This window comes from Burkholderia cepacia (assembly GCF_001039005.1).
GTDB classification, from domain to species: Bacteria; Pseudomonadota; Gammaproteobacteria; order Burkholderiales; family Burkholderiaceae; genus Burkholderia; species Burkholderia theae.
This window is the reverse complement of the sequence record NZ_LDWR01000060.1, coordinates 17,233-41,968: the sequence shown is the minus strand read 5'-3', so window position 1 is coordinate 41,968 and position 24,736 is coordinate 17,233. Positions and strand designations below refer to the sequence as shown.

Annotated in this window: 25 protein-coding genes and 1 pseudogene; 18 read left to right on the top strand and 8 right to left on the bottom strand. The window is 67.7% G+C overall.

Going from position 1 to position 24,736, the window contains the following annotated elements; genetic code table 11:
* The first annotated feature begins 207 nt into the window (after window positions 1–207).
* From VL15_RS31805 to VL15_RS31775, 7 genes are all read left to right on the top strand, one after another.
* Window positions 208–561 carry a YgiW/YdeI family stress tolerance OB fold protein gene (locus tag VL15_RS31805; protein WP_048250751.1) on the top strand — a complete coding sequence of 118 codons (354 nt, stop codon included), beginning with the start codon at window positions 208–210 and terminating at the stop codon, window positions 559–561.
* Between the two features lie 55 nt (window positions 562–616).
* Complete coding sequence (locus tag VL15_RS31800) at window positions 617–1,477, top strand: MurR/RpiR family transcriptional regulator (protein ID WP_048250749.1); 861 nt, start codon at window positions 617–619, stop codon at window positions 1,475–1,477.
* Between the two features lie 55 nt (window positions 1,478–1,532).
* Window positions 1,533–1,958: a GNAT family N-acetyltransferase gene (locus VL15_RS31795; RefSeq protein WP_048250748.1), complete on the top strand. Its 426-nt coding sequence runs from the start codon at window positions 1,533–1,535 to the stop codon at window positions 1,956–1,958.
* 189 nt (window positions 1,959–2,147) lie between these two features.
* Entirely contained in the window at window positions 2,148–3,815 is a 1,668-nt protein-coding gene (locus tag VL15_RS31790) for an ankyrin repeat domain-containing protein (protein ID WP_048250746.1), read from the top strand.
* Window positions 3,816–3,971: 156 nt separating this feature from the next.
* On the top strand, window positions 3,972–4,832 hold the full coding sequence (locus VL15_RS31785) for an isocitrate lyase/PEP mutase family protein (protein ID WP_048250744.1): 861 nt from the start codon (window positions 3,972–3,974) through the stop codon (window positions 4,830–4,832).
* A gap of 343 nt (window positions 4,833–5,175) precedes the next feature.
* A complete protein-coding gene (locus VL15_RS31780) occupies window positions 5,176–5,442 on the top strand; it encodes a YodC family protein (RefSeq protein WP_048250743.1) in 267 nt (88 codons plus the stop codon).
* 101 nt (window positions 5,443–5,543) lie between these two features.
* On the top strand, window positions 5,544–6,713 hold the full coding sequence (locus VL15_RS31775; RefSeq protein ID WP_048250742.1) for a cytochrome P450: 1,170 nt from the start codon (window positions 5,544–5,546) through the stop codon (window positions 6,711–6,713).
* A gap of 15 nt (window positions 6,714–6,728) precedes the next feature.
* Here VL15_RS31775 and VL15_RS31770 read toward each other — a convergent pair whose 3' ends face one another.
* Together VL15_RS31770 and VL15_RS31765 are read right to left on the bottom strand one after the other, a co-directional pair.
* The gene (locus VL15_RS31770) at window positions 6,729–7,055 is read right to left on the bottom strand and encodes a superinfection immunity protein (RefSeq protein ID WP_048250741.1); all 327 of its coding nucleotides are present in this window, start codon (window positions 7,053–7,055) and stop codon (window positions 6,729–6,731) included.
* A gap of 90 nt (window positions 7,056–7,145) precedes the next feature.
* Window positions 7,146–7,565 (bottom strand): rhodanese-like domain-containing protein, encoded by a 420-nt coding sequence (locus VL15_RS31765; protein ID WP_048250740.1) that lies wholly within the window; start codon window positions 7,563–7,565, stop codon window positions 7,146–7,148.
* Between the two features lie 114 nt (window positions 7,566–7,679).
* On the opposite strand from VL15_RS31765, the gene ftrA reads away from it, so the two are divergent.
* The 7 genes from ftrA to VL15_RS31730 all read left to right on the top strand — a co-directional run bounded on the left by ftrA (window position 7,680) and on the right by VL15_RS31730 (window position 14,663).
* Window positions 7,680–8,642: a transcriptional regulator FtrA gene (gene ftrA, locus VL15_RS31760; RefSeq protein ID WP_048250738.1), complete on the top strand. Its 963-nt coding sequence runs from the start codon at window positions 7,680–7,682 to the stop codon at window positions 8,640–8,642.
* A 53-nt stretch (window positions 8,643–8,695) separates the two neighbouring features.
* Window positions 8,696–9,427 carry a hypothetical protein gene (locus VL15_RS31755; RefSeq protein WP_048250737.1) on the top strand — a complete coding sequence of 244 codons (732 nt, stop codon included), beginning with the start codon at window positions 8,696–8,698 and terminating at the stop codon, window positions 9,425–9,427.
* 48 nt (window positions 9,428–9,475) lie between these two features.
* On the top strand, window positions 9,476–10,546 hold the full coding sequence (locus VL15_RS31750) for an NAD(P)H-dependent flavin oxidoreductase (protein WP_048250736.1): 1,071 nt from the start codon (window positions 9,476–9,478) through the stop codon (window positions 10,544–10,546).
* A gap of 81 nt (window positions 10,547–10,627) precedes the next feature.
* The gene (locus VL15_RS31745) at window positions 10,628–12,082 is read left to right on the top strand and encodes a M20 family metallopeptidase (RefSeq protein WP_048250734.1); all 1,455 of its coding nucleotides are present in this window, start codon (window positions 10,628–10,630) and stop codon (window positions 12,080–12,082) included.
* A 45-nt stretch (window positions 12,083–12,127) separates the two neighbouring features.
* Window positions 12,128–13,237 carry a malate/lactate/ureidoglycolate dehydrogenase gene (locus tag VL15_RS31740; protein WP_048250733.1) on the top strand — a complete coding sequence of 370 codons (1,110 nt, stop codon included), beginning with the start codon at window positions 12,128–12,130 and terminating at the stop codon, window positions 13,235–13,237.
* Window positions 13,234–13,815: a TfoX/Sxy family protein gene (locus tag VL15_RS31735; RefSeq protein WP_048250758.1), complete on the top strand. Its 582-nt coding sequence runs from the start codon at window positions 13,234–13,236 to the stop codon at window positions 13,813–13,815. Before VL15_RS31740 ends, VL15_RS31735 begins: the two co-directional genes overlap by 4 nt.
* A 269-nt stretch (window positions 13,816–14,084) precedes the next feature.
* Complete coding sequence (locus tag VL15_RS31730) at window positions 14,085–14,663, top strand: NnrU family protein (protein ID WP_048250732.1); 579 nt, start codon at window positions 14,085–14,087, stop codon at window positions 14,661–14,663.
* 28 nt (window positions 14,664–14,691) lie between these two features.
* On the opposite strand, the pseudogene VL15_RS31725 reads toward VL15_RS31730, so the two are convergent.
* Window positions 14,692–15,243, bottom strand: a pseudogene (locus VL15_RS31725) (amino acid permease); the annotation flags it as partial.
* 80 nt (window positions 15,244–15,323) lie between these two features.
* A complete protein-coding gene (locus VL15_RS31720; RefSeq protein WP_048250731.1) occupies window positions 15,324–16,061 on the bottom strand; it encodes a sulfite exporter TauE/SafE family protein in 738 nt (245 codons plus the stop codon).
* Between the two features lie 264 nt (window positions 16,062–16,325).
* On the opposite strand from VL15_RS31720, the gene VL15_RS31715 reads away from it, so the two are divergent.
* Genes VL15_RS31715 through VL15_RS31705 form a run of 3 tightly spaced genes read left to right on the top strand, consistent with a single transcriptional unit; the run spans window position 16,326 to window position 18,759 of the window.
* Complete coding sequence (locus VL15_RS31715; RefSeq protein ID WP_048250730.1) at window positions 16,326–17,381, top strand: aromatic ring-hydroxylating oxygenase subunit alpha; 1,056 nt, start codon at window positions 16,326–16,328, stop codon at window positions 17,379–17,381.
* A 20-nt stretch (window positions 17,382–17,401) separates the two neighbouring features.
* Entirely contained in the window at window positions 17,402–17,572 is a 171-nt protein-coding gene (locus tag VL15_RS31710; RefSeq protein ID WP_048250728.1) for a rubredoxin, read from the top strand.
* Window positions 17,569–18,759, top strand: coding sequence for an NAD(P)/FAD-dependent oxidoreductase (locus VL15_RS31705; protein ID WP_048250726.1), 1,191 nt, complete (start codon window positions 17,569–17,571; stop codon window positions 18,757–18,759). Before VL15_RS31710 ends, VL15_RS31705 begins: the two co-directional genes overlap by 4 nt.
* Window positions 18,760–18,927: 168 nt before the next feature.
* On the opposite strand, the gene VL15_RS31700 is transcribed toward VL15_RS31705, so the two are convergent.
* Window positions 18,928–19,869, bottom strand: a complete 942-nt coding sequence (locus VL15_RS31700; protein ID WP_048250725.1) for a LysR substrate-binding domain-containing protein — start codon at window positions 19,867–19,869, stop codon at window positions 18,928–18,930.
* Window positions 19,870–20,145: 276 nt separating this feature from the next.
* Between VL15_RS31700 and VL15_RS31695 the strand changes: the two genes are divergently transcribed.
* A complete protein-coding gene (locus tag VL15_RS31695) occupies window positions 20,146–20,577 on the top strand; it encodes a hypothetical protein (protein ID WP_048250724.1) in 432 nt (143 codons plus the stop codon).
* Window positions 20,578–20,731: 154 nt separating this feature from the next.
* On the opposite strand, the gene VL15_RS31690 is transcribed toward VL15_RS31695, so the two are convergent.
* From VL15_RS31690 to codB, 3 genes are read right to left on the bottom strand one after another with little or no spacing between them, the layout of a single operon-like run.
* A complete protein-coding gene (locus tag VL15_RS31690; protein ID WP_048250723.1) occupies window positions 20,732–21,412 on the bottom strand; it encodes a TetR/AcrR family transcriptional regulator in 681 nt (226 codons plus the stop codon).
* A 38-nt stretch (window positions 21,413–21,450) separates the two neighbouring features.
* The gene (codA, locus tag VL15_RS31685; RefSeq protein ID WP_048250722.1) at window positions 21,451–22,704 is read right to left on the bottom strand and encodes a cytosine deaminase; all 1,254 of its coding nucleotides are present in this window, start codon (window positions 22,702–22,704) and stop codon (window positions 21,451–21,453) included.
* A 44-nt stretch (window positions 22,705–22,748) separates the two neighbouring features.
* Window positions 22,749–24,044, bottom strand: coding sequence for a cytosine permease (gene codB / locus VL15_RS31680; RefSeq protein WP_048250721.1), 1,296 nt, complete (start codon window positions 24,042–24,044; stop codon window positions 22,749–22,751).
* Window positions 24,045–24,736: the final 692 nt, after the last annotated feature.

The window sequence follows — 24,736 nt, the reverse complement described above, 5'->3', positions numbered from 1 at the left end:
TCCCTATGTAAACAGACCCTAATGATAAGCGGGCGTGCCTTAGCGGGAGCTTAAACACGGACGCCTCCGTGCGTTGGCGCACCGTATCGACACGGTCGCGTGCCATGTCGGACGTTCTTCAGGTTTGCTTAATCTTACGCTCCGTAATCTCGGGCCGTCGCGTTCAACGGGAGCGCGGCATACGATCAAAACCGGAGGAACAACACCATGAAACACCTGACGAGAATCCTTGCCGTGGCGCTCGCCGTGCTGCCTGCCGCCGTCTACGCGGAATATAACGGGCCGTCCACGCTGACCACGACGACCGTGAAGGAACTGCTCGCGAACGGCAAGGACGACCAGCACGTGCAGTTGCAGGGGCGCATCGTCAAGCATGCCGGCGGCGAGGACTACGAGTTCGCGGACGCAACCGGCACGATCCGCGTCGAGATCGACGACAAGCTGTGGGCGGCCGGGCAGCCCGTCAACGACAAGAACGAGGTGAAACTGAGTGGCGAATTCGAGCGCAAGTGGTCGGGCAAGGTGAAGGTGGACGCCGATCACGTCGAAGTGCTGCACTGACCGATGCGCGCGGGGCCGGTGATAACATGGACGACCGGTTCCCGCTCCCACCAAGATGGCCGACAATTTCGACGAACTCGCGTCCCGGATCCGGGCGCAATTTTCCGAGCTGAGCCCGCAATTCCAGGCGGGCGCCGCTTTCCTGCTCGATCATCCCGACGAAGTCGCCACGTCGTCGATGCGCAAGGTCGCGCAGCGCGCGCAGGTGCAGCCCGCGTCGCTCGTGCGGCTCGCGCAGCAATTCGGCTTCCCCGGCTGGAACGAGCTGCGCGACCTGTGCGTCGCGCGCGTGCGCACGCGCCCCGAGCCGCTCACGCAGCGGGCGCGCTCGCTCGTGCGGCCCGACGCGAAAGCGTCGCTCGCGCACGACCTGCTCGCCGCGCAGCAGCACAACCTGTCGGCCACCGCCGCGCAGAACGAGCACGCGCTTGCGGACGCGGCCAAGCTGATCCGCAAGGCGTCGCACGTGCATGTCGCGGGGTTTCGCTCCTGTTATCCGGTCGCGTTCGGCTTCGTGTACGGCTACCGGCTGTTCCGACCGACCGTGTCGCTGCTCAACGGCGTCGCCGGCTCGCTCGAAATGGAGCTGCGGACGATCGCGAAACAGAGCGTGACCGTGGTCATCAGCTTTGCGCCGTATTCGGCGGAAGCGACGCGCGTCGCGCAGGCCGCGAAGGCGCAGGGCAGCCGGATCGTCGCGATCACCGACAGCGCGGTGTCGCCGATCGCGCTGCATGCGGACGCGCAACTGATCTTCACGCACGACAGCCCGTCGTTCTTTCCTTCGCTGGTGGCCGCGCATGCGATGACCGAGGCGCTGGTCGCGCAGTTGCTGGCGCTCGAAGGCAGCGATGCGGTCGCGGCGCTCGAGCGCACGGAAGCGGAGCTGCACGCGAAGGGCGCTTACGTCGTTTGACGTGGTACCCACGGCTTCGGCCGTTTCCCGTTCACGATTCAATCCGAACCATCCGATGACGTTCACATACGAGGTGACCGACGCGGGCGATGCGAACATGCGCAAGCAGATCGTCGCGCCGCTCGTGCGATTCAACGAAAGCCAGGCCGGCCCGAACGACTTCCGTCCGCTGGCCGTGCTGGTGACCGACGCGGACGGCTCGGTGGTCGGCGGCCTGTGGGGCGGCACGGCGTTCGGCTGGCTGCATGTCGACCTGCTCGTGGTGCCGGAGGCAGCGCGCGGCCAGGGCGCCGGCACGCGCATCATGGATCTGGCCGAAACGGAGGCCGTCGCGCGCGGCTGCCACAGCGCGTGGCTCGACACGTTTGACTTCCAGGCGAGGCCCTTCTACGAGAAGCGCGGCTACGTTCGCTTCGGCGAGCTGCCGGATTATCCGGTCGGACACACGCGCATTTTCCTGACGAAGAAGCTCGCGGGTTGAGCGGCGCCGCCGCCGCGCGGCACGGTTGACGATGTCACCGGCCGTCGCCTAGGATACCGGTCAGCGATGCAGGTCGCTTCCGGGTCCGCGGAAAGGGTTGAACCCACCTGTCGCAGCAAATCCAGTCTTTCCCCATCCTTTGTGCTGGCGGTATTGCGGACCTTCGGCCATTTCTGCACGAGGATCCGCATGAACACGCTGCCCCCCAGGGCCAATCCCGAACATCTGAAAAAGCAGGCCAAGGCATTGTTGCGCCTGTACCGGCAGGGCGACGCGCATGCCGTCGAACGCTTTGTCCGGTTTCTCCCCGCCGCCGCGAACCGCACGCACGCCGAAGTGCTCGCACTCGGGCTTCGCCTGCACGACGCGCAGTCGTGCATTGCGCGCGAGTACTGCGTCGCGTCGTGGGCCGATCTCGGCGCGTTCGTCGAAACGCATGCGCTGGCGCGGCAGCAGCGCTCGCTGCTGATCCGGCGCTGGCTCGATCTCGCATACGGCGGCGATGTGACCGGCGGCTTCGGCGCGGCCCGGCCGCGGGTCGCCGCGCAATTGCTGCGCGACCAGCCCGACCTCGTGTCGGGCGATCCGACCATCGCGTGCGCGGCGGGCGATCTCGACGCGGTGCAGGCGGCCCTGGCCGCCGATCCCGGCTGGATCGCGCGCGCCGGCGGTGCGCTGAATCTGCCGCCGCTGGTCGCCGTCACGCATTCGCGGCTCGGGCAGATTCCCGAGTTTGCCGTCAGGCTGCGCGCCTGCGCGCGTCTCCTGCTCGATGCCGGCGCCGACCCGAACCAGCGGATCGGCAACCGGTTCCCACCGGCTTCGCTCGCCGCGCCCGACGAGTCGGGCCCGCTGTCGGCGCTGTATGGCGCTGCCGGCGTCAATCGCGATCCGGTGCTCACGACCCTGCTGCTGGAAGCCGGCGCCGACCCGAACGACGGCGAATCGCTGTATCACTCGCTGGAGAACCCGGCGTGCACGCGCCTGCTGCTCGAGCATGGCGCGCGGGTGGGCGGAACGAACGCGTTGCGGAGGGCGCTCGACATGCGCGATGCGGCCGCGCTCGAACTGGTGCTCGCGCATGGCGGCGACCCGAACGAACCGGCCGGCGAGGGGCCGACGAAGATGTGGGGCGCGCCGTTGTTGCGGGCGATCGCCGTGCGCTGCTCGGCGCGCCATATCGCCGCGCTGCTGGCGGCCGGCGCCGATCCGGGCGCGCGGACGGTGGCAGGCGTCAGTGCGTACCGGCTGGCCATGCAGGCCGGGCTGCCCGACGTCGCGACGTTGCTGCGCGCGGCCGGCGCGGAGGAGACGCTCAGCGCGGAAGACGCGTTCGTGGCAGCCTGCGCGCGTGCCGACGCCGACGCCGCGCGACGCATCCAGGCGCGGCATCCCGAACTGCCCGGCGCGCTGCCCGACGACCGGCTGCGGTTGCTGCCGGACGCCGCCGCGTGGGGCTCGGGCGACGCGGTGAAGGTCATGGTCGAACTGGGCTGGCCGATTGCCGCGCGGGGCGGCGACTGGGACGCGAGCGCACTGAATCAGGCCGTGTTCCGCGGCGACGCGGCGCTGCTGGCGTTCCTGCTCGAACACGGCGCAAGCTGGCGCGAAACGCACGGGTTCGGGAGCGATGCGCTCGGCACGCTGTCGTGGGCGTCCGTCAACGAACCGGAGGGCGTCGGCCATCCCGACTGGGAAGCCTGCGCGCGCGTGCTGGTCGCGCACGGCATGCCGCAAGCCGCGCGCGATCCGTCGGATCCGGACGGTGTGCTGATCGGCGGTCGTGCGATGCGGTTCTCCGAAGCCGTTACCGACGTGTTGCTCGGCATCGACGACGGGCAGCCCGTATCGAAGTGAACGACAGCGGCTGGGCAGCGGGCAGGCGGCGATACCTGCCCGCGCGTTGCCGGTCGCGAGATTTTTCCTGTCGTGCGACGACATTTCGGCCATCGCTGAAACGTCGCGTGCACGACCGGCGTAAGCTCACCCGTCAACACCTTCCGGGAGTCCACGATGACCCGTTCCGACCTTCAAGCCCGCCAAGCCGAAGCTTTCCGCGCACTGCACACGCGCCCCGGCGCGTTCATCATCCCGAATCCGTGGGATGCCGGCACCGCCCGCCTGCTCGCGATGGCCGGCTTCGAGGCGCTCGCCACCACGAGTGCCGGTTACGCGTTTTCGAAAGGGCAGCCCGACAACGCGATCGACCGCGATGCGATGCTCGATCACATCGCCGATCTCGTCGCCGCGGGCGGCCTGCCCGTGAGCGCCGATCTCGAGAACGGCTTCGGCGACGCGCCCGCAACGGTGGCCGAAACGATCCGGCTGGCGGCCGAGGCCGGCGCGGTCGGCGGCTCGATCGAGGATGCGACGGGCCGCACCGATGCGCCGATCTATGCGCGCGAAGCGGCGATCGAGCGCATCGCGGCGGCCGTCGACGCGGCGCGCGCGCTGCCGTTTCCGTTCACGTTGACCGCGCGCTGCGAAAACTACCTGCATGGCCGCCGCGACCTCGCCGATACGATCGCGCGGCTGGTCGCCTATCGCGACGCGGGCGCCGACGTGCTGTACGCGCCGGGCATCACCGATGCCGACGAGATCGCGGCGGTGACGCAGGCGGTCGGCGCGCCCGTGAACGTCGTCATGGGATTGCAGGGTGGCTTGCTGAGCCTCGATGCGCTGGCGGCGCTCGGCGTGAAGCGCGTCAGCGTTGGCGGCGCGTTGGCGCGGGCCGCGCTCGGCGCGTTCCTGCGCGCCGCGATGGAGATGGCGCGCGACGGCACGTTTACATTTTCGCAAGCAGCCGTGCCGGGTCGCGAACTCAATCGCTGGTTCGCGGCGCCTGATAATTCGCCGGTTTTGTTCGATGAATGACGACAAATAAAAGGTGGGATCGTTTCCAGTCGAAACGTTGATTGACAATAATCAACCGATTTCGCGTCCGAATTAAATGGCAATGACGGCGCGAAAACCATCGTTTATTCTCCGCATTTCTCCGGTTCACCCGGAACCGGCGCGCAAGCCGCGCCGGACCTGGCGATTGCCTTTCGCCGCGCGTGCCATGCGGCGCATTGTTACATTTTCCCGGGCGACGCGTTTTTTGTGCGCGGGAGTTGCCGGTTATTTTTTTGATTGATAATCTGCCGCACGTCGAACGACCGGTCGATGAGTTGCCGGGAATATCAATATATTCAATATATAAAAAATTGAGAGAACGATGACGATCCGAGAAAATCAGCGTGTCGGGTTTCGCGTCGGCGATGTCGTGACGCTGAAAACCGGTGGGCCGCGCATGACCGTCACCTATGCCGGGCCGGTCGTGTTCGACGACGCCGACTGGCTGATCTGCCAGTGGTTCGACGAAAGCGGCGAGTTCCGGCAGGAAATGTTCCATCACGACACGGTCGTGCCCGAGCCGCGCGCGATTTCGGCCGGGCGCGTCCGGATGCGCATGCAGTCGCATCGCTATCGGTCGGCTGCCTGACGTCGGCCGGTCACGTCGATGCGGCAGTGCGCCGCGCCCGCGCCACGACATTTCACGCCAGCCCGAAACATGAGGCGGCGCGTTGCGCCGATACTGCACGCATGAACCCGACCGATCCCATTGCCGCGGTGACGCACCGCGATCCCTATCCCTACTACGCAGCGCTCGTTGACGGGCCGCCGCTCGCGTTCGACGCGACGCTCGGCCTGTGGGTCGCGAGCCGCGCGGCGGCCGTGACCACCGTGCTCGGCCATCCCGCGTGCCGCGTGCGTCCGCTGGACGCGCCCGTGCCGCCCGCATTGCGCGGCACGACGGCCGGTGCGCTGTTCGGCGAGCTGGTGCGGATGAACGACGGCCCGTCGCGTCACGACGTGCCGAAACAGGCGCTGCGCACGGCGTTCGCGCCGATCGACACGGATGCGCTGCGCACCCGCGCCGCGCAGCTGGCCGAGCGGCGGTTGCCGGCGCCGGGCGACGCCGACGCGCTGAACGCGTGGTGCATGACGGTGCCCGTCTGCGCGGTCGCCGATCTGCTCGGCTTCGACGAGACGCAGCTCGACGACATTGCGGTGCAGGTCGTCGACTTCGTCGCCGCGCTGTCGCCGCTGTCGGACGCCGCGGCGCTGGCCCGCGCGAGCGACGCTGCGCGGCAACTGCTCGACCGGATGACGGAGCGCGTTGCGCAGACGCACGCGCACGACGGCACGCTGGTCGCCGCGGTGCAGCAGGCGGCCCGCGCGGCGGGCTGGCAGGCGAGCGGCGCGCTGGTCGCGAATCTCGTCGGGTTGCTGTCGCAGACCTGCGAGGCGACGGCCGCGTGGCTCGGCAATGCGCTGGTGGCGTGGAACGGGGAAGCGCAAGCCGCGCGCGTCGCGCCGGACGACGCGACGCTCGACGCGTTCGTGGCCGAAGTGGGACGCTTCGATTCGCCGGTGCAGAACACGCGCCGCTTCGTCGCGTCGCGCACGACGATCGAAGGCGTGACCGTCGAAGCCGGCGACGCGATTCTCGTCGTGCTCGCCGCGGCGAACCGCGACCCGGCCGTGCATCGCGATCCGCATCGGCTGATGCCGGGCCGCGCGGCCGGGCCGAATTACGGTTTCGGCACGGGGCCGCACGGCTGTCCGGGCGAGCGGATCGCACGGGCGGTGACGACGGGGGCGTTCGGTGCGTGGCTGCGCGCGGGCGGCTGGGCGCCGCGCGACCGGCTGGCGTGGCATTACCGCGCGTCGACCAACGTCAGGATGCCGACGTTCGACGCGGCGCGGTGAAGGGGAAAGAGGGACTTAACGGCAGCCTTGCTTCTCCGCCCATTGCTCCTGGGCGGCGACGCGGCGTTGCACGCGTTCGACGAGGCCGGTCGAGAAGGTGCGCATGCTGATGCCGCGACGCTTCGCGATGATCGTCTGCGCGACGTCGGCTTGCGGGTTCGGCTGGCATGCCCAGTACAGCGTCATCAGCCAGCCGATGCCCGTCCATGCGAACAGCGCGTTGAACAGCGCGATCGTCAGCTTGTCGCGCCGGCCGCGCCGGTCGGCAATGATGGCAGGCAGAAAATAGAGCGCGATCGCGACAACCGAACCCACTGCTTCAAACAGGACTGCGTCATGCATGGTGCTGCTCCGTCCGAACTGCAATGGGACCGATTGTCGCGCTTTTTCCGTTCGTGTGCCGGCAATTGATTGTTGCGTTTTTAATCACGATCAGCCGGCTTCGGCGTCCTCCAACTGCTCATCGTTGCTCAGGATGAACCCTTCGTCGAGCCAGCCCGTCACACCGCCGATCATCAGCTTGACCGGCCGGTCGAGGCGCGCGAGCTGGATCGCCGCGCGCGCGGCGCCGTTGCAGTGCGGGCCCGCGCAGTAGACGACGAACAGCGTACCGGCCGGATAGCCGGCGAGCTTGCTCTCGATGATCTTGCGGCGCGGCAGGTTGCGCGCGCCGGGCACATGGCCGGCCGCGAACTGGTCGGGGCCGCGCACGTCGAGCAGCACGAAATCGGGCGCGCCCGACGCGAGTGCGTCGTGCACGTCCCAGCAATCGGTCTCGAATCGCAGCGAAGCCTCGAAATGCGCGAGGGCGGCGGGGCTGTCGGCGGCGGGTACGTCGGTGACGTAAGACATGGGCAGGCTCTCCTGGTCGAAAGGGCGCGGAAGGCGCCGTCATGAAGGGCAGTATCGCGGTTCGGCGCGTTTCGCGGCAGTGGCGCGATCGACAAGTTCCGGTAACATCGCGCCATGCACAATCATCTCGTCGTCGCGCTCGCCTACGATCGCCTCTGCACCTTCGAATTCGGCTGCGTGGTCGAACTGTTCGCACTCGAGCGCCCCGAGCTCGGCGTCGACTGGTATCGCTTCGCGGTATGCGCGAGCGAGCCGGGGCCCGTGCGCGCGGCGGGCGGCATCACGGTCGCCGCGCCGTACCGGCTCGCGACGCTCGATCGCGCGGATACCATCGTGATTCCGGGCTGGCGCGATCCGGACGAACTGCCGCCGGAGCCGTTGCTGAAGAAACTGCGGGCCGCGCATCGGCGCGGCGCGCGGCTCTGCTCGATCTGTTCGGGCGTGTTCGTGCTGGCGGCGGCCGGCGTGCTCGACGGTCTCACCGTGACGACGCACTGGCGTTACGCGGAGCGCCTGCAGGCACGTTATCCGGCGCTGCGCGTGAATCCCGATGCGCTTTACGTCGACGAAGGGCAGATCGTCACGTCGGCAGGTTCGGCGGCGGGGCTCGACATGCTGCTGCATCTGGTGCGCCGCGATTACGGCGGCGCGATCGCGAACCGTGTCGCGCAGCGCCTCGTGTTGCCGCCGCATCGCGACGGCGGCCAGGCGCAGTTCGTGCCGCGTCCGGTCGCGCCGGGCGGCAGCGACCGGCTCGCGAAGCTGATCGACTGGATGCGCGTGCACGCGGCCGAGCCGCACACGCTCGCGTCGCTCGCCGCGCAGGCCGCGATGAGCACGCGCACGCTGCAGCGCCAGTTCGCGGATGCAACAGGGATGTCGCCGCTCGCGTGGCTGATCCGCGAGCGCGTGAATGTCGCGAAGGACATGCTGGAAGCGCAACCGGCGCTGCCACTCGCACAGGTCGCGGCGCGCGCGGGGTTCGGTTCGGAGGAATCGCTGCGCCGGCATTTCCGGCGCGTCGCGGCGACCAGCCCGGCCGCCTACCGGCGCGGGATGGGTCGCGGCGAAAGATAATGACGGTCGCCGAACGGGGCCGTTCGGGCACGACAACAAAAGGAAAAGACATCATGGGTTTGTTCGGAAAGCTGTTCGGAAAGAAATCGCGCGACGAAGCGTCGTCGGCATCTCAGGTGCCTTCGACCGGCGAGCAAGGTGAGCAGAACGAGCAAAACGGCCCCGACATCGCACCCGAACTCGCGCCCGCGCTGGCGGCCTACCAGGCCGGCCGGCACGAGGCCGCTATCGCGATCGCCGCGCCGTATGCCGAGCGTCTCGCCGATGCGGCGCGGCTCTGCGCGCTCGCGTATTCGGCGATGGACCGGTATACCGACGCCTTCCCGCACTGGCTTGCGTTGTTCGAACACGAGCCGAGCGCACACAACGCGGTGCAGCTCGCGACGACATCGGTGATGTGCGGTGAGGTCAAGCGCGGTGAAGCGTGGATGCAGAAGGCCGCCGAGATCAATCATGAAACGCACGAGCAGTCGGATGTCGCCGCGCGCGTGAACTTCGTCTCCGCGCTGATGCAAAGCGGCCATCTTTACGACGCGCTGCCGCATATCGCGTGGATGCGCGACGTGTACGGCCAGGTGCGCATCACCGATTCGACGTTCCTCTACATGCGCGGCATTCCGTTCTTTCCGTCGTTTCTCGAGAAGAGCCTGGAGATCCTGAAGGCCACGCAGCCGGCCGACGCGATCGCGCCGTGGTACGGCGCGCTCCACGGCAAGCTCGACGAAGAAGGCGAAGCGCAGCTTGCCGCGTGGGTCGGCCAGCTGCCGGGACAACCGGCCGCCTGAACGGCCGTCGGCGCTCGCGATAACCATTCATTCCGAACAAGGATTCCGATGACGATGCTGCCTTCCCGTTTGCCGCTGATCCAGGCCCCGATGGTCGGTTCGCTGAGCCCGCTCGCGATCGCGGTGTGTGAAGCCGGCGGGCTCGGCTCGCTCGCGTGCGCGGCGCTCGGCCCGCAGCAACTGCGCGACGAGATCGCGGCGATCCGGGCACGCACGTCCGCGCCGTTCAACGTGAACTTCTTCTGCCACACGCCGCCGGCGCCCGACGCCGAGGTCGACGCGCGCTGGCGCGCGGCGCTCGCCGGCTACTACGCGGAAGCCGGGCTCGATCCGGCCGACGTGAAGGGCGGTCCCGGCCGCGCGCCGTTCGACGATGCGATGTGCGCGGTCGTCGAGGACTTGCGGCCGGCCGTCGTGAGCTTCCATTTCGGGCTCCCGGACGACACGCTGCTCGAGCGCGTGCGCCGCACCGGCGCGCGGGTCGTTTCATCCGCGACGACCGTCGAGGAAGCGCGCTGGCTCGATGCGCGCGGCGTCGATGCGATCGTCGCGCAGGGCGCGGAGGCCGGTGGTCACCGCGGAATGTTCCTGACCGACGACATCCATGCGCAACCGGGCCTGTTCGCGTTGCTGCCGCAGATCGTCGACGCGGTGCGCGCGCCGGTGATCGCGGCCGGCGCGATCGCCGACGGGCGCGGCATCGCGGCCGCGTTCGCGCTCGGCGCGCGCGCGGTGCAGATCGGCACGGGCTACCTGCTGACGCCGCAGGCCGGCCGCTCGGCGCAGCATCGCGCGGCAGTGCGCGCCGCGTGCGACGACGGCACACGCGTGACCAACCTGTACACGGGCCGCCCCGCGCGCGGGCTGCTGACGCGCTTCATGCGCGAGCAAGGGCCGATGAGCGCGCTCGCGCCCGCGTTCCCGCTCGCGACGGCCGCGGTCGATCCGCTGCGCGGCGCGTTCGAGCGGCAGGGCCGCGACGATTTCTCGCTGCTGTGGTCGGGCGAGGCCGCGGCGCTTGCGCGCGAAGAGGATGCCGGCGCGCTGACGCGGCGCCTGTGGGACGACGCGCTGGCGTGCGCGGCGGGGTTGCGCGACGCGTTCCCGCAGGCGGTCTGAACGGCCAGGGCAGGGGGCGCCGGAGCGGAAGCATCGGCGTATGATCTGGGTTTTCGTCAGCCCGATCCAGGCACCCCCATCATGACCTCCGTTGACACTACCCCCGTCCTCGACCATGACAAGCTCGTTACCTTCATCGAGCGCAAGTGGAACGATGAAATCCTCCACGCACTGACCGACTACATCGCGATTCCCGCGAAGAGTCCCGCGTTCGACCCCGATTGGGCGAAGCGCGGTTATCTCGAGCGCGTCGTCACCGACGCCGCGCAGTGGGCCGAACGGCAGCCCGTGAAGGGCCTGAAGCTCGAGATCGTGCGCCTGCCGGGCCGCACGCCGGTGATCTTCTTCGAATCACCAGCCACGCGCTCGGGCAGCACCGACACGATCCTGCTATACGGCCACCTCGACAAGCAGCCCGAATTCGACGGCTGGCGCGCGGACCTCGGCCCGTGGACGCCGAAGTTCGAGAACGGCAAGCTGTACGGCCGCGGCGGCGCGGACGACGGTTATGCGATCTACGCGAGCCTCGCGGCGCTCGGCGCGCTCGACGAGCAGGGCATCGAGCGGCCGCGCTGCGTCGGCCTGATCGAGACTTGCGAGGAATCGGGCAGCTACGACCTGCTGCCGTACGTCGACGCGCTGCGTGACCGGCTCGGCCAGGTGTCGCTCGTCGTGTGCCTCGATTCGGGCGCCGGCAACTACGACCAGATGTGGCTCACCACGTCGCTGCGCGGGCTCGTGTCTGGCGACCTGCAGGTCGAGGTGCTCGAGGAAGGCATCCACTCGGGTGTCTATGGCGGCATCGCGCCGTCGAGCTTCCGCGTGATGCGCCAGCTGTTCGAGCGTCTGGAAGACGCGAAGAACGGCAACCTGCTGCCGGGCGTGTTCCATTGCGAGATTCCGTCGAGCCGCGTGCGCGAAGCCGACGCGGCCGCCGCGATCCTCGGCGACGCGGTGTGGAAGGGGCTGCCGTGGGCGTGCGGCGCGGACGGCAAGCCCGTGCTGCCGACCACGACCGATCCGCGCGAGGCGCTGCTGAATTCGACGTGGCGTCCGTCGCTGTCGGTGACGGGCGCGGCCGGCATGCCGGCGCTTGCCGATGCGGGCAACGTGCTGCGTCCGCGCACCGCGTTCAAGCTGTCGCTGCGCCTGCCGCCGCTCGTCGACGCCGCGCAGGCCGTGCAGCAGCTGAAGAAACTGCTCGAACTCGATCCGCCGTACAACGCGAAGGTCACGTTCAAGCCCGACGCGGGCGCCGCGACCGGCTGGGCGGCACCCGATCTCGCGCCTTGGCTCGCGTCGTCGCTCGACGCCGCGTCGCGCCGCCACTTCGGCGCGGACTGCGCGTACATGGGCCTCGGCGGCACGATCCCGCTGATGAACGTGCTGCAGGCAGGCTTCCCGTCTGCGCAGTTCATGGTGTGCGGCGTGCTCGGGCCGAAGTCGAACGCGCACGGCCCGAACGAGTTCCTGCACGTGCCGTACGCGAAGAAGCTGACGGCCGCGGTTGCCGACGTGATCGCGTCCGCACGCTGATCGTCGCGACTGTCCGACCCAATTCGACCTGATGGAGTCCTGCCGATGACCGCACTGCCGACGCCCGACACCGAACCGCTGCGCATGCGCGCCGAACCGCTGCATGCGTTCGTCGCGGCACTCTGGGAACGGGCCGGCAGCAGCGAGCGCGAGGCGCGGCTCGTTGCCGATCACTTGGTCGGCGCGAATCTCGCGGGCCACGATTCGCACGGGATCGGGATGATCCCGAACTACGTCGCATCGTGGCGGGAAGGGCAGTTGCAGCTGAACGGGCACGCGTCGATCGTCCGCGACGGCGGCGCGGTGCTGACGATCGACGGCGGGCGCGGCTTCGGCCAGGTGATCGCGTTCGAGGCGATGGTCGAAGGGATCGAGCGCGCGCGGCGCATGGGCATCTGCGCGATCGGGCTGCGCGACGTGCATCATCTTGGCCGCATCGGGCACTGGGCCGAGCAGTGCGCGCGCTCGGGGCTCGTGTCGTTCCATTTCGTCAACGTGCCGGGCGACCTGCTGGTCGCGCCGCTGCACGGCACCGATCCGCGCTTCGGCACGAACCCGTTCTGCGCCGCGTATCCGCGTGCGGGCAAGCCGCCGCTGCTGCTCGATTTCGCGACGAGCGCGATCGCGTACGGCAAGACGCGCGTCGCGTACAACCAGGGCAAGCGCGTGCCGGCCGGGTCGCTGATCGACCATCTCGGCCAGCCGACCGACGATCCGGCGGTGATGCACGAGCAGCCGTTCGGCGCGCTGCTGCCGTTCGGGCTGCACAAGGGGTATGCGCTGGCCGCGATGTGCGAGATCTTCGGCGGCGCGCTCGTCGGCGGGCATACGACCTATGGCGACACGCTGCAGAAGACGAGCGCGATCGTCAACGGGATGTTGTCGGTGCTGATCGATCCGAACGCGTTCGACGCGGCCGACGCCGAGCGCGAGGCCGATGCGTTCGTCGCATGGGCGAAGGCGTCGCCGCAGGCCGGCGATGCGCCGGTGCAGGTGCCCGGCGAGCCGGAGGAAGCGAGCCGCGCCGCGCGCGGCGCCGGCGGCATTCCGGTCGATCGCGCGACGTGGCGGCAGATTCGCGAGAGCGCGGCGGCCGTCGGCTTTGACGATGCCGAACTCGATGCATGGACGCAGCGCTGCGAGGCTTCCGCGTGAGCTGGCAGTCGGAGAAGGCGCACGGCGAGGAGATTGCGTACCAGCTTGCTCCGCTCGGCATGGTCGAGGTCGCACGGTTCTTCAGCGGGGCGGCGATGCGGCTCGATGGCGTGATGTTCGGCTTCATGTCGCGCGGGTCGCTGTTCCTGCGTGTAGACGACGTGAATCGTCCGGCGTTTGTCGCGGCGGGCATGGGGCCGTTCTCGTACGCAAGGCCGACGCGTACCGTAGCGCTCGAGGGCTACTACGAAACGCCGGCCGACGTGCTCGAGGATGCGGGCGCGCTGTTCGACTGGTGCCGCAGCGCGTATCGCGCGGCGCTGCTGGCGGGGCCGCCGAAGCGCAAGGCGAGGGCCGCCCGTAAGCCGGTGTCGGCGACGGGATCCGCGGCGGCGCCGAAATCCACATCGAAGCGTTCGGTGAAACCGGAGCCGAAGAGGGCATCCACGGCGGCAGCGAAATCCACGCCTAAGCTTGCGCCAAAACCGGCGCCGGAGCCGAAAGCGATAGCGGTAGCGGCGTCGAAACCTTCGCGGAAACCGGCATCGAAACCCCCGGCCAAGCGCAAACCGGCATAGCGCCGGTCTTGCGAGGCGATCGCCTCGCGACGTTCCCTTTCCTTTCTTTCAGGCGTGCCCATTGCCGCGCGACGGGTGCGCGAAAGCGTCAAGCTTGCCGCACCGCACATCCGGCATGCTTCACAACGGCGGCCCCGGCGTTTATGATCGGCGCGGGTTGCGCCGGTGCCTGGCACGACCCGCGCCGGCCTCGCCGCCGGCCCCCGCGAACGGCGCATCGTACGCCGCGCGGGACGCTTCCCCACTCATCATTCCAGCGGAGACAGCCGATGCTCGTCCTGATTCTCGGTTTAGCGATCTTCCTCGGTGTGCACTCGATCCGGATCGTCGCCGACGGCTGGCGTTCCGCGATGATCGCGCGAATCGGCGAGAAAGGCTGGAAGGCCGGTTATGCGATCGCGTCGATCGTCGGCTTCGTGCTGATCGTCCGCGGCTACGGGATCGCGCGCGAGAGCGCGACGCAGCTGTGGGTGTCGCCCGTCGGCGTGCGCCACCTGACGGGCGTGCTGACCGCGGTCGCGTTCGTGCTGATCGCCGCGTCGTATGTGCCGCGCAACCGGATCAAAACGCTCGTCGGGCATCCGATGCTGGCCGGCGTGATGGTCTGGGCGGTCGCGCACCTGCTGATGAACGGCACGGTGCACGCGGTCGTGCTGTTCGGCGCGTTCTTCGTATGGTCGCTCGTCGATTTCGTCGTGTCGCGCACGCGCGATCGCCGCGACGGCGTTCGTTATCCGGCCGGCGCGCTGCCGGGCGACATCGCGGCCGTCGCGGCCGGGCTCGTCGTCTGGGCCGCGTTCGCGCTGTTCCTGCATGGCCCGCTGATCGGCGTGCGGCCGTTCGGCTGAACGCGCACGCCGGGCAGGCGTCCGGCGGTCAGCGCAGCTTCGCGCCGGACGCCTGCCCGAACGACGGCTGCCTGCGCCGCAGGAAGTACGACGCGACGATCGCGAGCGCCGTCGATACCGTGAACCAGAACTGGAATCGCGAATCCGGATTGAAGGCCTGCGATCCGAGCACGGCGACCAGCGCCAGCAGCGCGACCCAGTTCGACACCGGATAGAACCACGCGCGGAACGCCGACGGGTCGCGCTGCTCGTGCTTCGTCTGCCGGCGCATCGCGAAGTGCGCGGCGATGATGAAGATCCACACGATCATCACGAACGCGCCGCTGCTCTTCGCGAGCATCAGGAACAGGTCGCCGCCGCTCACGAAGTGCACGCCGAGGATCGACACACAGATCGCGAGGCACAGCACGAGCGCGTTCATCGGCACGCCCTTCGCGTTGGTGCGCCCGAACATCGCGGGCGCATGGCCGCGCTGGCTCAGCGAGAACAGCATGCGCGAGTTCGAGAACAGGAACGAGTTCATCACCGACATGAACGACACGAACAGCACGATCTTCATCGCGACGGCCGCGCCGGCAAACGAGATATGCGAAAGACGTCTTGCGGTTTGCTCATCAATTGCCGCTGCATTGCCGTGATGGCGGCAGCGGCGAGCGTGCGTCAGATCGGTTTGACGAACAACCCGATGGTCAGTATCGCGCCGATGCAGACGATCCCGATGCGCAGGATGCGTTCGTTCACGCGCTGCAACGCCCACGTGCCGAGCAGCCCGCCGACGATCGCGCCGCCGCCGAGCGCGAGTGCGGAGCGCCAGTGCAGTTGAGGTGAGGTCAGGAACAGCACGACGGCCGATGCGTTCATCACGCCCGCGAGCGCGTTCTTGGTCGACATCGCGTGACGCGGCGACAGGCCGGCCATCGTCAACGTGGCCATCATCAGGAAGCCGAGCCCGCCGCCGAAGTAGCCGCCGTAGATCGCGATCATGAACTGCGAGATCGCGGCGGGGACGGCGCCGAGGTGAGCCGTGCCTTCGCGCGGCTTGCGGAAAAAGCTGCCCCATGCGAACACGATCGTCGCGAACAGCACGAGCCACGGCACGAGGTGCGAGAAGATCGACGAAGGCGTCTTCAGCAGCAGCAACCCGCCAAGGGCGCCGCCGACGACGCTGATCGCGAACATCGCGCGAAACGACAGCTTGCCCACGCCGCGCACCATGTTCCGGCTCGCCCAGCCGGTGGTGACCTGTGCGGGAAACAGCGCGACCGTCGACGTGATGTTCGCCGCGAGCGGCGACATGCCCGACACGATCAGCGCGGGCAGCGTGACGAACGAGCCGCCGCCGGCGAGGGTGTTCTGCAGGCCGGCCCAGAGGCCGGCGAGGATGACGAGAGCGAGCATGGGTGCGGGAGCGGGGAGGTGGCTGGGCTCGCTTGCCGGAGGCGGGCAGGCGCGGTGGACGCACGATGGTAATGCAGGATCGCGGGCGCGGGAAGCCGATGCGGCACGCGCGTGCGGTGCGCGTCCATGCCGGCGTCGACATGGACTACATGGCGGTCCGGCGATGGGAGCACGGCAACGCGTTCTATATCGTGGGTTCCGCGCGGCTATGCAATGACCTTCGACGGTCACCGCGTTGACAGCCACTCATGCCAGGAGACACGAATGACGCATACCCAGGTCGTGCCGTTGACTCGGTCACGCTCGCCCGTCCCGCCCCGCAACTGCACGTTCGACGTGCGCGATTGGGAAATACTGAGCCGCTACTGGCATCCGGTCGCGTTCGCGAGCGACGTGCGCGAACGCCCGCTCGGCGTGACGCTGCTCGACGAGCGGCTCGTGCTGTTCCGCTCCGGCGATACCATCGTCGCCGCGCGCGACGTGTGCCCGCACCGGGGGGCGCCGCTGAGCCGCGGCTGGGTGGTCGGCGATCGGCTCGTGTGCCCGTATCACGGCCTCGAATACGCGGCCGGCGGCAAGTGCGAGCATATTCCGTCGCAGCCCGACGGCCCGATTCCGGAGCGCCTGTGCCTGACGACCTTTGCGGCGCAGCAGGCCTACGGGCTCGTATGGGTATCGCTGGGCGGCGGGGAACTGCCTTTGCCCGACTTCCCCGCGTGGAACGAGGAGGGCTTCCAGCAGATCCTGCCGCCGTCGATCGATATTCGCGCGTCGGCCGGCCGGCAGACGGAAGGGTTCATCGACGTCGCGCACTTCGCGTGGATTCATCACGACAGCTTTGCCGACCGGCGCAATCCGGTCGTGCCGCAATACTCGGTGGAGCGGCGCGAGAACGGGTTGCGGGCCGAATACGTCAGCACGGTCAGCAACTTTCCGAAGTCGATGCAGCATCGCGCGCCCGACGGGTTTCTGTGGCGGCGCGTGTTCGAGGTCGATGTGCCGTTCTTCGCGCGCCTTACCGTGCATTTTCCGGAAGGCGGCCGGCTCGCGATCCTGAACGCGGCCAGCCCCGTGTCCGCGCGACTGACGCGCCTGTTCGTGCCGATCGTGCGCAACTTCGATCACGACCTGCCGCTCGACGACGTGTACGAATTCAATCGCCAGGTGTTCGAGGAGGATCGCGAGATCGTCGAGCAGCAATGTCCCGAGGATCTGCCGATCGATCGTTCGCAGGAAGCGCCGATCCTGGCCGATCGCTCGTCGGGTGCCTACCGGCGTGCGCTCGGCGAGTTGGGGCTCGGCCAGTCTTACGCACGCTGATCGCTGCACGGGAGAACACGATGAAGATCTGGGAATGCGTGATCTGCGGGTTTCGATACGACGAGGCCGAGGGTTTGCCGCAGCACGGGATCGCGGCCGGCACGCGCTGGGAAGACGTGCCCGACGACTGGATGTGTCCGGACTGCGCGACCGGCAAGCACGATTTCGACATGCAGGTGGTGGCCGCATGAGCACACTTGAAACGTCGAATAACCGGCGCGATCCCGTCGTCATCGTCGGCACGGGCCTCGCGGGTTACACCGTGGCGCGCGAGTGGCGCAAGCTCGACGGCGAGACGCCGCTCGTGATGATCAGCCGGGACGACGGCAGCTTCTATTCGAAGCCGGCGCTGTCGAACGCGCTCGCGCAGCGCAAGACACCCGAGCAGCTTGCGATGTCCGATGCGGCGACGATGGCGGATCAACTGCACGCGTCCATCTGGACGCAGTGCGCGGTGCGGCGGATTCGCGTGGACACACATGAGATCGTGCTCGACGACGCGCGGGTGCTGCGCTATCGCGCGCTGGTCCTCGCCACCGGCGCGGATGCGCGGCGCGTGCCCTGCGAAGGCGATGGCGTGGCCGACGTGCTGTCGGTCAACGATCTGGCCGACTACGCGCGGCTTCGCGGCGCGCTGCGCGACTGTCGCTCGGTCGCGATCCTCGGCGCGGGTCTCATCGGTTGCGAATTCGCGAACGATCTGGTCGCGGCGGGGCTGACGGTCACCGTGATCGATCCCGCTGACGCGCCGCTGTCGCGGCTGCTGCCGCCGGAGGCCGGACAGGTGTTCGCGCATGGGCTGCGCGACGCGGGCGTACAGCTTCGGCTTGGCGCGGGCGTGCGCTCGATCGCCCGTCTCGTGCGCGGATACCGGCTTGCGCTGACGGATGGCGCGAGCCTCGACGCGGACCTCGTGATCTCGGCGATCGGGCTCGTGCCGCGAACCGCGCTCGCGCGAGAGGCGGCGCTCGATGTCGCGGACGGGATCGTGACCGACGCGTGGTGTCGCACCAGCGCGCCGGACATCTTCGCGCTGGGCGACTGCGCGGCGATCGACGGGCGCGTGCGGCCTTACGTGCTGCCCATCATGCATGCGGCGCGCGCCTTGGCGCAGTGCTTGCGGGGTACGCCGGCACGGGTGGATTTTCCGGTGATGCCGGTCGTGGTGAAGACGCCGGCCATTCCAGCCGTCGTCGTGACGGCGGACGACGGCGGCCGCTGGACCACCGAGATCGGGGTCGGCGATGTGCCGCGCGCGACGCGCGCGCTCTGCTCGGATCCCGAGTCGGGGCGCATCACGGGTTTTGCGCTGCTCGATGCGGCGACGGCGGAAAAGGCCGCGCTGCTGAAGGTGATGAGCGGCGGACCCTCGACCTAGCCGCATAGCCGCGCGCCTGCGCGCGGCCCCTGAAATGGCGCTTTTCCAGGTGCGCCTTCGACAGGCAGCCCCTTCGCTGACCGACCCCTGTCGCGGACGCGGTCCGCACGATGTGCGCGGGCCCGTCCGTTCGTCGCCGCGAGCATGTGCTCGCGGCTTTTTTGCTTTTCACCGCCTGTCGCTTGCGTTTTCCGGCACCAGCTTCTTCGCGACGCCCGACACGAGACGCCGCAGCCAGATGGCAGCGGCGCTGCGATGCGTGCGGTCGTGCCAGAGCTGGTAATAGCTCAGTGCCTGCGGTTCGCACGGAAGCGGTTCGATGCGCAGCGGCAGCAGGCTGCAGAAATGCATCGCGAGCGTGCGCGTCGTCGTGAACAGCAGGTTCGAGCGCATCAGCACATAAGGCGCCATGCCGAAGTAGGGCATCGTCGTGGTGACGTTTCTCGACAGGCCGCCGCGCGCGAGTTCCCGGTCGATCGTGCCGAGCCCCGTCGCGTGATGCGTGGTCACGCCGAGATGTTCCGCTTCCCGGTAGACGTCGGCGGTAAGCCGGCCGTGCTTGATCCGGTGATCGTCGCGCATCAGGCACACGAGATCGTCCCGGCACAGCGGCTGCAGGTGCAACTGCTGGGCAGGCGTGCTCCAGTTGCCGACCGCCAGATCGAGCGCGCCGCTTTCGAGCGCGTGTTCGTATCCGCCGTCCACCGTCATCAGGTGCTGGAACTCGATACGCGCGCCCGGCGCCTCGTGCTTGAACGCGTCGACGATCGCGGGAAGGAAGAACACGTCGAGATAGTCGGGCGAGCCGATGCGGAACGTGCGACGCGTCGTGGCGGGGTCGAACTTGCTGGCGGGATTCAGCACGGCGGCGATGCCGGCGAGCGCCTGGTCGAGCGGCTCGACGAGCGTCATCGCGTGACTGGTCGGCACCATCCGGCTGCCGCTCCGCACCAGCAGCGGATCGCCGGTGATCGCGCGCAGCCGGCGTAGCGCGACGCTGATGGTCGGCTGCGATTGTCCGAGCAGCAGGGCGGTGCGCGAGACGCTCGATTCGGTGATGAGCGTGTGAAGGGTCTTCAGGAGATGGGCGTCGATGACGTGTCGGGACATGCTGGCTGCCGGTGAGTTCGTTCGTGCAGCGATGTATACGTAGCGATATTTCGATCGTCAATCGAGTGGATCGCCGGAGCGGCCGGACGGGCCTTGCGGGGCGGACTTCATAACGGATCGGATATCGCGTCTATGTCCGTGGGTTCATGGCCGCGACGTGGGCCGCAGTGCGGATCCGACCCGAAAACCGCTGATTTAACGCTTCATTACGATGGGTTTACCGGAAAGGTGCTAAATTCGCCGATCGATATCTCGGAAAGCGAAGAGGGCAGACAGATGCTGAAGAAATTGGCCGGAATGGCAGTGGTGGTCGGTGCGGCGGCGGTGGTATCGCTGCCTGCGGTCGCAGGCGATACGAACAATGCACTGGGCGGCGCGCTGGGCGGCGTTGCCGGCGCGGCGGTCGGCAACGCGGTCGGCGGGAGCACGGGCGCCATCATCGGCGGCGCGGTGGGCGGTGGCGCAGGCGGTGCGGTGACGTCGAACAAACGCGAACGTACGGGCGCGATCGTTGGCGGCGCACTGGGCGGCGGCGCAGGCACCGCCGCGGGCCACGCGATGGGCGGCACGACCGGCGGCCTCGTTGGCGCCGCGGTGGGCGGCGGCGCGGGTGCGGCGTTGGGCGGCCACGTGTCGCGCAACAACTCGCGTTCCGATGACCATTACCACGGCAACAAGCACAAGAAGCGCCACAAGCACAACGACTGACCGGCGATTCCCCGGCGAGCCTCGATAAAGCGAGCGGCGAGCGAACGGCGACGAAGCGGACCTCATCGCGACTTCATCCCGGACGGCTCGACGAACGCCGAGGGCGCCGGGTCGCCGTTGTATGACCGACCTCGCGACGGAGGCGGTCAATCCATCATTTCGTCGCGCCGTCGTTGGTGATCAGGGCCTTGAGCACCAGGTCCGAGATGGTGCGGTAAGCCGCGTCGAAATCGTCGCTTCCCAGCGTGCGCTTGCCGAGCACCAGCAGCATCTGGGGCGCGAAATCCGCATACGCCTGCGTGGCTGCCCAGATCAGGAAGAACAGGTGTTCCGCATCGACCGGCCTGACCTTGCCGGCATCGATCCAGCGTTCGAGCACCCGGATGTCGTCGCGCAGCACCGGAATCAGTTGCTTGCGAATTTCCTTTCCGTAAGTCTTCGCGCCGCCGATGATCTCCAGCGCAAACACCCGCGATCCATGCGGGCGATTTCGGGAGAATTCGAGCTTGGCCCGGATATAGGCCGACATGGCTTCCGCGGGCGCTCGATCGGGCGCCGCAAACTCCCGCATTCTGCCGAGCCAGTCCCGCATTACGTCATCGAGCACGCGCTTGTAGAGCGCCAGCTTCGTCGGGAAGTAGTACATCAGGTTCTGCTTCGACAAGCCGGCGGCCGCGGCGATCGTCGCAACGGAACTCCCCTCGAATCCGTAAGTGGAAAACGACTCTTCGGCCGCGGCGAGAATGGCCGCCTCGAGCGTGTCGCGCAGCGCCTCGCGCCGGCCATGGGGCCGGGCGGGCGTTCCGGCCGTCGGCTCGGATGGGTTTGTTGCCATGTCTTCCACCTGCAGGTCGGGCCGGGGGTGTCGTCCGCTCAATGCGTGTTCGCGTCCGGATAGGTGATGCGTTCAGGCGCGCGCTGCATGATGACCTTCCCGGCGCGAAGCGACATGTGCACCTTGGCTTGCTTGCGAACCACTTCGTAGTCGCAATCCGCGTCGAGGATCAGCAGGTTGGCCGGCCGCCCGACGGCGATGCCATAACGATCGCCCAGCGACATCGCATTGGCGCTGTGCTCGGTGACGAAATCGAGGCACCGCTGCAGGTCGTCGTAACCGAGCATGTGGCACACGTGCAGGCCGACGTCGAGGATGCGCAGGATGTTGCCGTTGCCGATCGGATACCACGGATCCTTGATCGAATCCTGTCCGAAACACACGTTGATGCCGGCGCGATCGAGTTCCGCCACCCGCGTAATGCCGCGTCGTTTCGGAAAGGTGTCGAAACGCCCCTGCAGGTGGATGCTTTCGGTCGGACACGAAACAAAATGGATTTCCGAGCGCTTCAGCAAACGGAACAGCTTCGAGCAGTAGGCGTTGTCGTAGGAACCCATGGCGGTCGTGTGGCTGGCGGTGACGCGCGTGCCCATCCCGCGAACCCGCGCTTCTTCCGCGAGCACCTCCAGGAAGCGCGAATGCGGATCGTCGGTTTCGTCGCAATGGACATCGACCAGGCAGCCCTTGCGTTCCGCGAGATCCATCAGGAACTTGATGGAGCTCACGCCCTGGTCGCGAGTGTTCTCGAAATGCGGAATGCCGCCGACGACGTCGGCGCCCATCTCGATCGCGCGCTCCATCAGCGCACGTCCGTTCTCGAACGATTCGATGCCCTCCTGAGGGAACGCGACGATCTGCAGATCGATCAGATCGCGCGCCTCGTCCCGGACCTCGAGCATCGCCTTCAATGCGGCGAGCGTGTGATCGGTGACGTCCACATGCGTGCGCACGTGCTGGATGCCGTTGTCGCGCAACATCCCGATCGTGGTGTGGGCGCGGGCTTTCGTATCGTCGTGCGTGATGGTGGCCTTGCGCTGCCCCCATCGCTCGATGCCTTCGAACAGCGTGCCGCTCATGTTCCACTCGGGTTCGCCGGCGGTCAGCGTCGCATCCAGATGAATGTGCGGCTCGACCAGCGGCGGGATGACGAGATTGCTGCCTGCATCGATCGTGTCGTCCCCTTGCGGCGTCAGCGGCGACGGCTGGAGGTCGATGCTTCGAATCGTGTCCGCATCGATGTCGATCGTGAAGAGGCCGCTACGGCCGCGCAATTTCGCATTGACGATTTTCATGAAAGCTCCTGTTGTTCGGGGGACCGGGACGGCGCTCGGCGGCATCATTCGCCCTGGACGGACGGTTCGCGCGAGAGCGCGCGGGCAATCTGCAGCAGCACGACGTACGCGCCGGCGGACGCCGCGATGCCGACGATCGGCGCGATCCACGGCGACGTGTAGGCGAGGATGGCGCCGATCGCGTAGGCGGCCAGACCCACCAGATTGAAACGCGGAAGGCGCGCGGTGGCAAGCGGCGGGTATTTCCCGCGATGGCGGTACCAGTAGTCCGCCATGATCACGCCGCCGACCGGAGGAATGATCGAGCCGAGCAGCACCAGGAACGGAATCAGCAGCTCGTACATTCCGCCGACCGCGAGCACGATGCCGATCGCCGCGCCCACGAGGACGAGCGTGCGGCGCCGTTCGGTGCGCAGCAGGTGGCATCCGGCGGCCGCCACGTTGTACATCGTCGGCCCCTGGATGGTCCACAGGTTGAGGCACAGCATCACGACCGCCGCGATCGACAGGCCCTGCAGCATCATTACTTCGACGATGTCCGCTTGCTGATAGACGATCGCGCAGTACGCGCCCGCGATGATCATCAGGCCGTTGCCCGCGAAGAATCCGATCAAGCTTGCCGACACGGCGCTGCGCGCGCTGCGTGCGAGGCGCGTCCAGTTGGTTGCCTGGGTGGCGCCGCTGGCAAAGGTGCCGATGACCATGGTCACGGCGGCCGAGAACTGCATCGGATGAGACGGCGCGATGTGCTTGAGGCCGGCCCATCCGCCGATATCGCGGGTGGCGATCCACATCGACGTCATCAGCAGCACGAACATCAGCGGCACCGAGACGCGCGACAGCACGTCCATGCCCCGATAGCCGATGATGGCCGTGATCGAGAACCCGAAGCCGAACAGGATCATCAATGGCGTGGTAACGGAGGCCGGCCACCCCAGCAGCTTGACCAAGACGATGGCTACCGTTGCGGTGCCCCATGCGTACCAGCCGAGTTCGGCGAAGCCGAGCAGGAAATCGGACAGCTTGCTGCCGACTTCCCCAAAGCAGAATCGTCCCATCAGCACCGCATTCAGGCCGCTGCGGGCCGCAATCAGCGCCAGCGACGCCGCATAGGCGGCGAGCAACAGGTTTCCGATCACGGCGATCTGGATCATGCTGACGACGTCGAACGCAACGCCGATCTTGCCGCCGGCAAACATCGTTCCCGTGAAGAACGTGAAACTCAGCAGCACCATCGTGATCGACAGGAATCCGGTGCGTTTCTCGAGCGGGACTTCGCTTAGCGAGAATTCTCCGTGATCGGATGCGTTCGTCGGGCGTGAATCCTGGTTCGTGGGCATCTTTACTCCCGTCAGCGATCTGGGTGGGTCCGAAAGGGTTGGCAGGGGCCGTGCGTGGGCAGATGACGCGCTGTTTCTGCGCGTCATTCTCTCTGGCCAAAATTTTTACAAGGGTAAAAATTCAGGGCGGGTGGATGGGACGAAACATCACCGGACTGAGTGAAATGCCGAGCGAGTCGCGAAAGGGGCATGCCGGACAATCCAGTGGTTTTTCTCGGATCGCGGGAAGACCTGCGCGAATCGCCCGATCGGGATTGGTTTCATGAAACGTTTGCGCGCCAAAGCGGAATATCGGCGTGAAAGTCAATAGAAGAGTCTAAAAGTTCTGTAATTCGATCCCGATGCGCGGAATGTGCCGTGCTTTGCGCGGAAGCCGTGCGGGCGGGCCCGGCCACGCAGCGCCTGGTGAGGCCCGCGCTGGCTTTGCCGCGGCGGGCTTAGCTTCACCGGCCGGCTTGCGCGCGCGATGCGCGGATCGACGCAATCGAATCGGTTTGTTTTATTGTTCACTCGTGCACATCGTTTCATTTAAACCGGATATGCATCGCGTCCGGTTGCGATTTATTGCAACGAGGTGCACAATCGTTCACAAGTGCAATAAATCCGCAGCGGATTTTCTCAGCGGCACGAATACTCCCCGCCGTTCACTGCACGCCATTTCGGCGGGCGCACGATCGTGCGTCAGGTTCGGC

Excerpts from the sequence above, each read along its gene's own strand:
- VL15_RS31775 (WP_048250742.1), top strand. The coding sequence starts at position 5,544 with ATGAACCCGACCGATCCCATTGCCGCGGTGACGCACCGCGATCCCTAT.
- VL15_RS31785 (WP_048250744.1), top strand. The coding sequence starts at position 3,972 with ATGACCCGTTCCGACCTTCAAGCCCGCCAAGCCGAAGCTTTCCGCGCA.
- VL15_RS31795 (WP_048250748.1), top strand. The coding sequence starts at position 1,533 with ATGACGTTCACATACGAGGTGACCGACGCGGGCGATGCGAACATGCGC.
- VL15_RS31690 (WP_048250723.1), bottom strand. The coding sequence starts at position 21,412 with ATGGCAACAAACCCATCCGAGCCGACGGCCGGAACGCCCGCCCGGCCC.
- VL15_RS31715 (WP_048250730.1), top strand. The coding sequence starts at position 16,326 with ATGACGCATACCCAGGTCGTGCCGTTGACTCGGTCACGCTCGCCCGTC.
- VL15_RS31740 (WP_048250733.1), top strand. The coding sequence starts at position 12,128 with ATGACCGCACTGCCGACGCCCGACACCGAACCGCTGCGCATGCGCGCC.
- VL15_RS31800 (WP_048250749.1), top strand. The coding sequence starts at position 617 with ATGGCCGACAATTTCGACGAACTCGCGTCCCGGATCCGGGCGCAATTT.
- ftrA (WP_048250738.1), top strand. The coding sequence starts at position 7,680 with ATGCACAATCATCTCGTCGTCGCGCTCGCCTACGATCGCCTCTGCACC.
- VL15_RS31750 (WP_048250736.1), top strand. The coding sequence starts at position 9,476 with ATGACGATGCTGCCTTCCCGTTTGCCGCTGATCCAGGCCCCGATGGTC.
- VL15_RS31755 (WP_048250737.1), top strand. The coding sequence starts at position 8,696 with ATGGGTTTGTTCGGAAAGCTGTTCGGAAAGAAATCGCGCGACGAAGCG.
- codA (WP_048250722.1), bottom strand. The coding sequence starts at position 22,704 with ATGAAAATCGTCAATGCGAAATTGCGCGGCCGTAGCGGCCTCTTCACG.
- VL15_RS31710 (WP_048250728.1), top strand. The coding sequence starts at position 17,402 with ATGAAGATCTGGGAATGCGTGATCTGCGGGTTTCGATACGACGAGGCC.
- VL15_RS31700 (WP_048250725.1), bottom strand. The coding sequence starts at position 19,869 with ATGTCCCGACACGTCATCGACGCCCATCTCCTGAAGACCCTTCACACG.
- codB (WP_048250721.1), bottom strand. The coding sequence starts at position 24,044 with ATGCCCACGAACCAGGATTCACGCCCGACGAACGCATCCGATCACGGA.
- VL15_RS31790 (WP_048250746.1), top strand. The coding sequence starts at position 2,148 with ATGAACACGCTGCCCCCCAGGGCCAATCCCGAACATCTGAAAAAGCAG.
- VL15_RS31730 (WP_048250732.1), top strand. The coding sequence starts at position 14,085 with ATGCTCGTCCTGATTCTCGGTTTAGCGATCTTCCTCGGTGTGCACTCG.
- VL15_RS31765 (WP_048250740.1), bottom strand. The coding sequence starts at position 7,565 with ATGTCTTACGTCACCGACGTACCCGCCGCCGACAGCCCCGCCGCCCTC.
- VL15_RS31705 (WP_048250726.1), top strand. The coding sequence starts at position 17,569 with ATGAGCACACTTGAAACGTCGAATAACCGGCGCGATCCCGTCGTCATC.
- VL15_RS31780 (WP_048250743.1), top strand. The coding sequence starts at position 5,176 with ATGACGATCCGAGAAAATCAGCGTGTCGGGTTTCGCGTCGGCGATGTC.
- VL15_RS31720 (WP_048250731.1), bottom strand. The coding sequence starts at position 16,061 with ATGCTCGCTCTCGTCATCCTCGCCGGCCTCTGGGCCGGCCTGCAGAAC.
- VL15_RS31745 (WP_048250734.1), top strand. The coding sequence starts at position 10,628 with ATGACCTCCGTTGACACTACCCCCGTCCTCGACCATGACAAGCTCGTT.
- VL15_RS31695 (WP_048250724.1), top strand. The coding sequence starts at position 20,146 with ATGCTGAAGAAATTGGCCGGAATGGCAGTGGTGGTCGGTGCGGCGGCG.
- VL15_RS31805 (WP_048250751.1), top strand. The coding sequence starts at position 208 with ATGAAACACCTGACGAGAATCCTTGCCGTGGCGCTCGCCGTGCTGCCT.
- VL15_RS31770 (WP_048250741.1), bottom strand. The coding sequence starts at position 7,055 with ATGCATGACGCAGTCCTGTTTGAAGCAGTGGGTTCGGTTGTCGCGATC.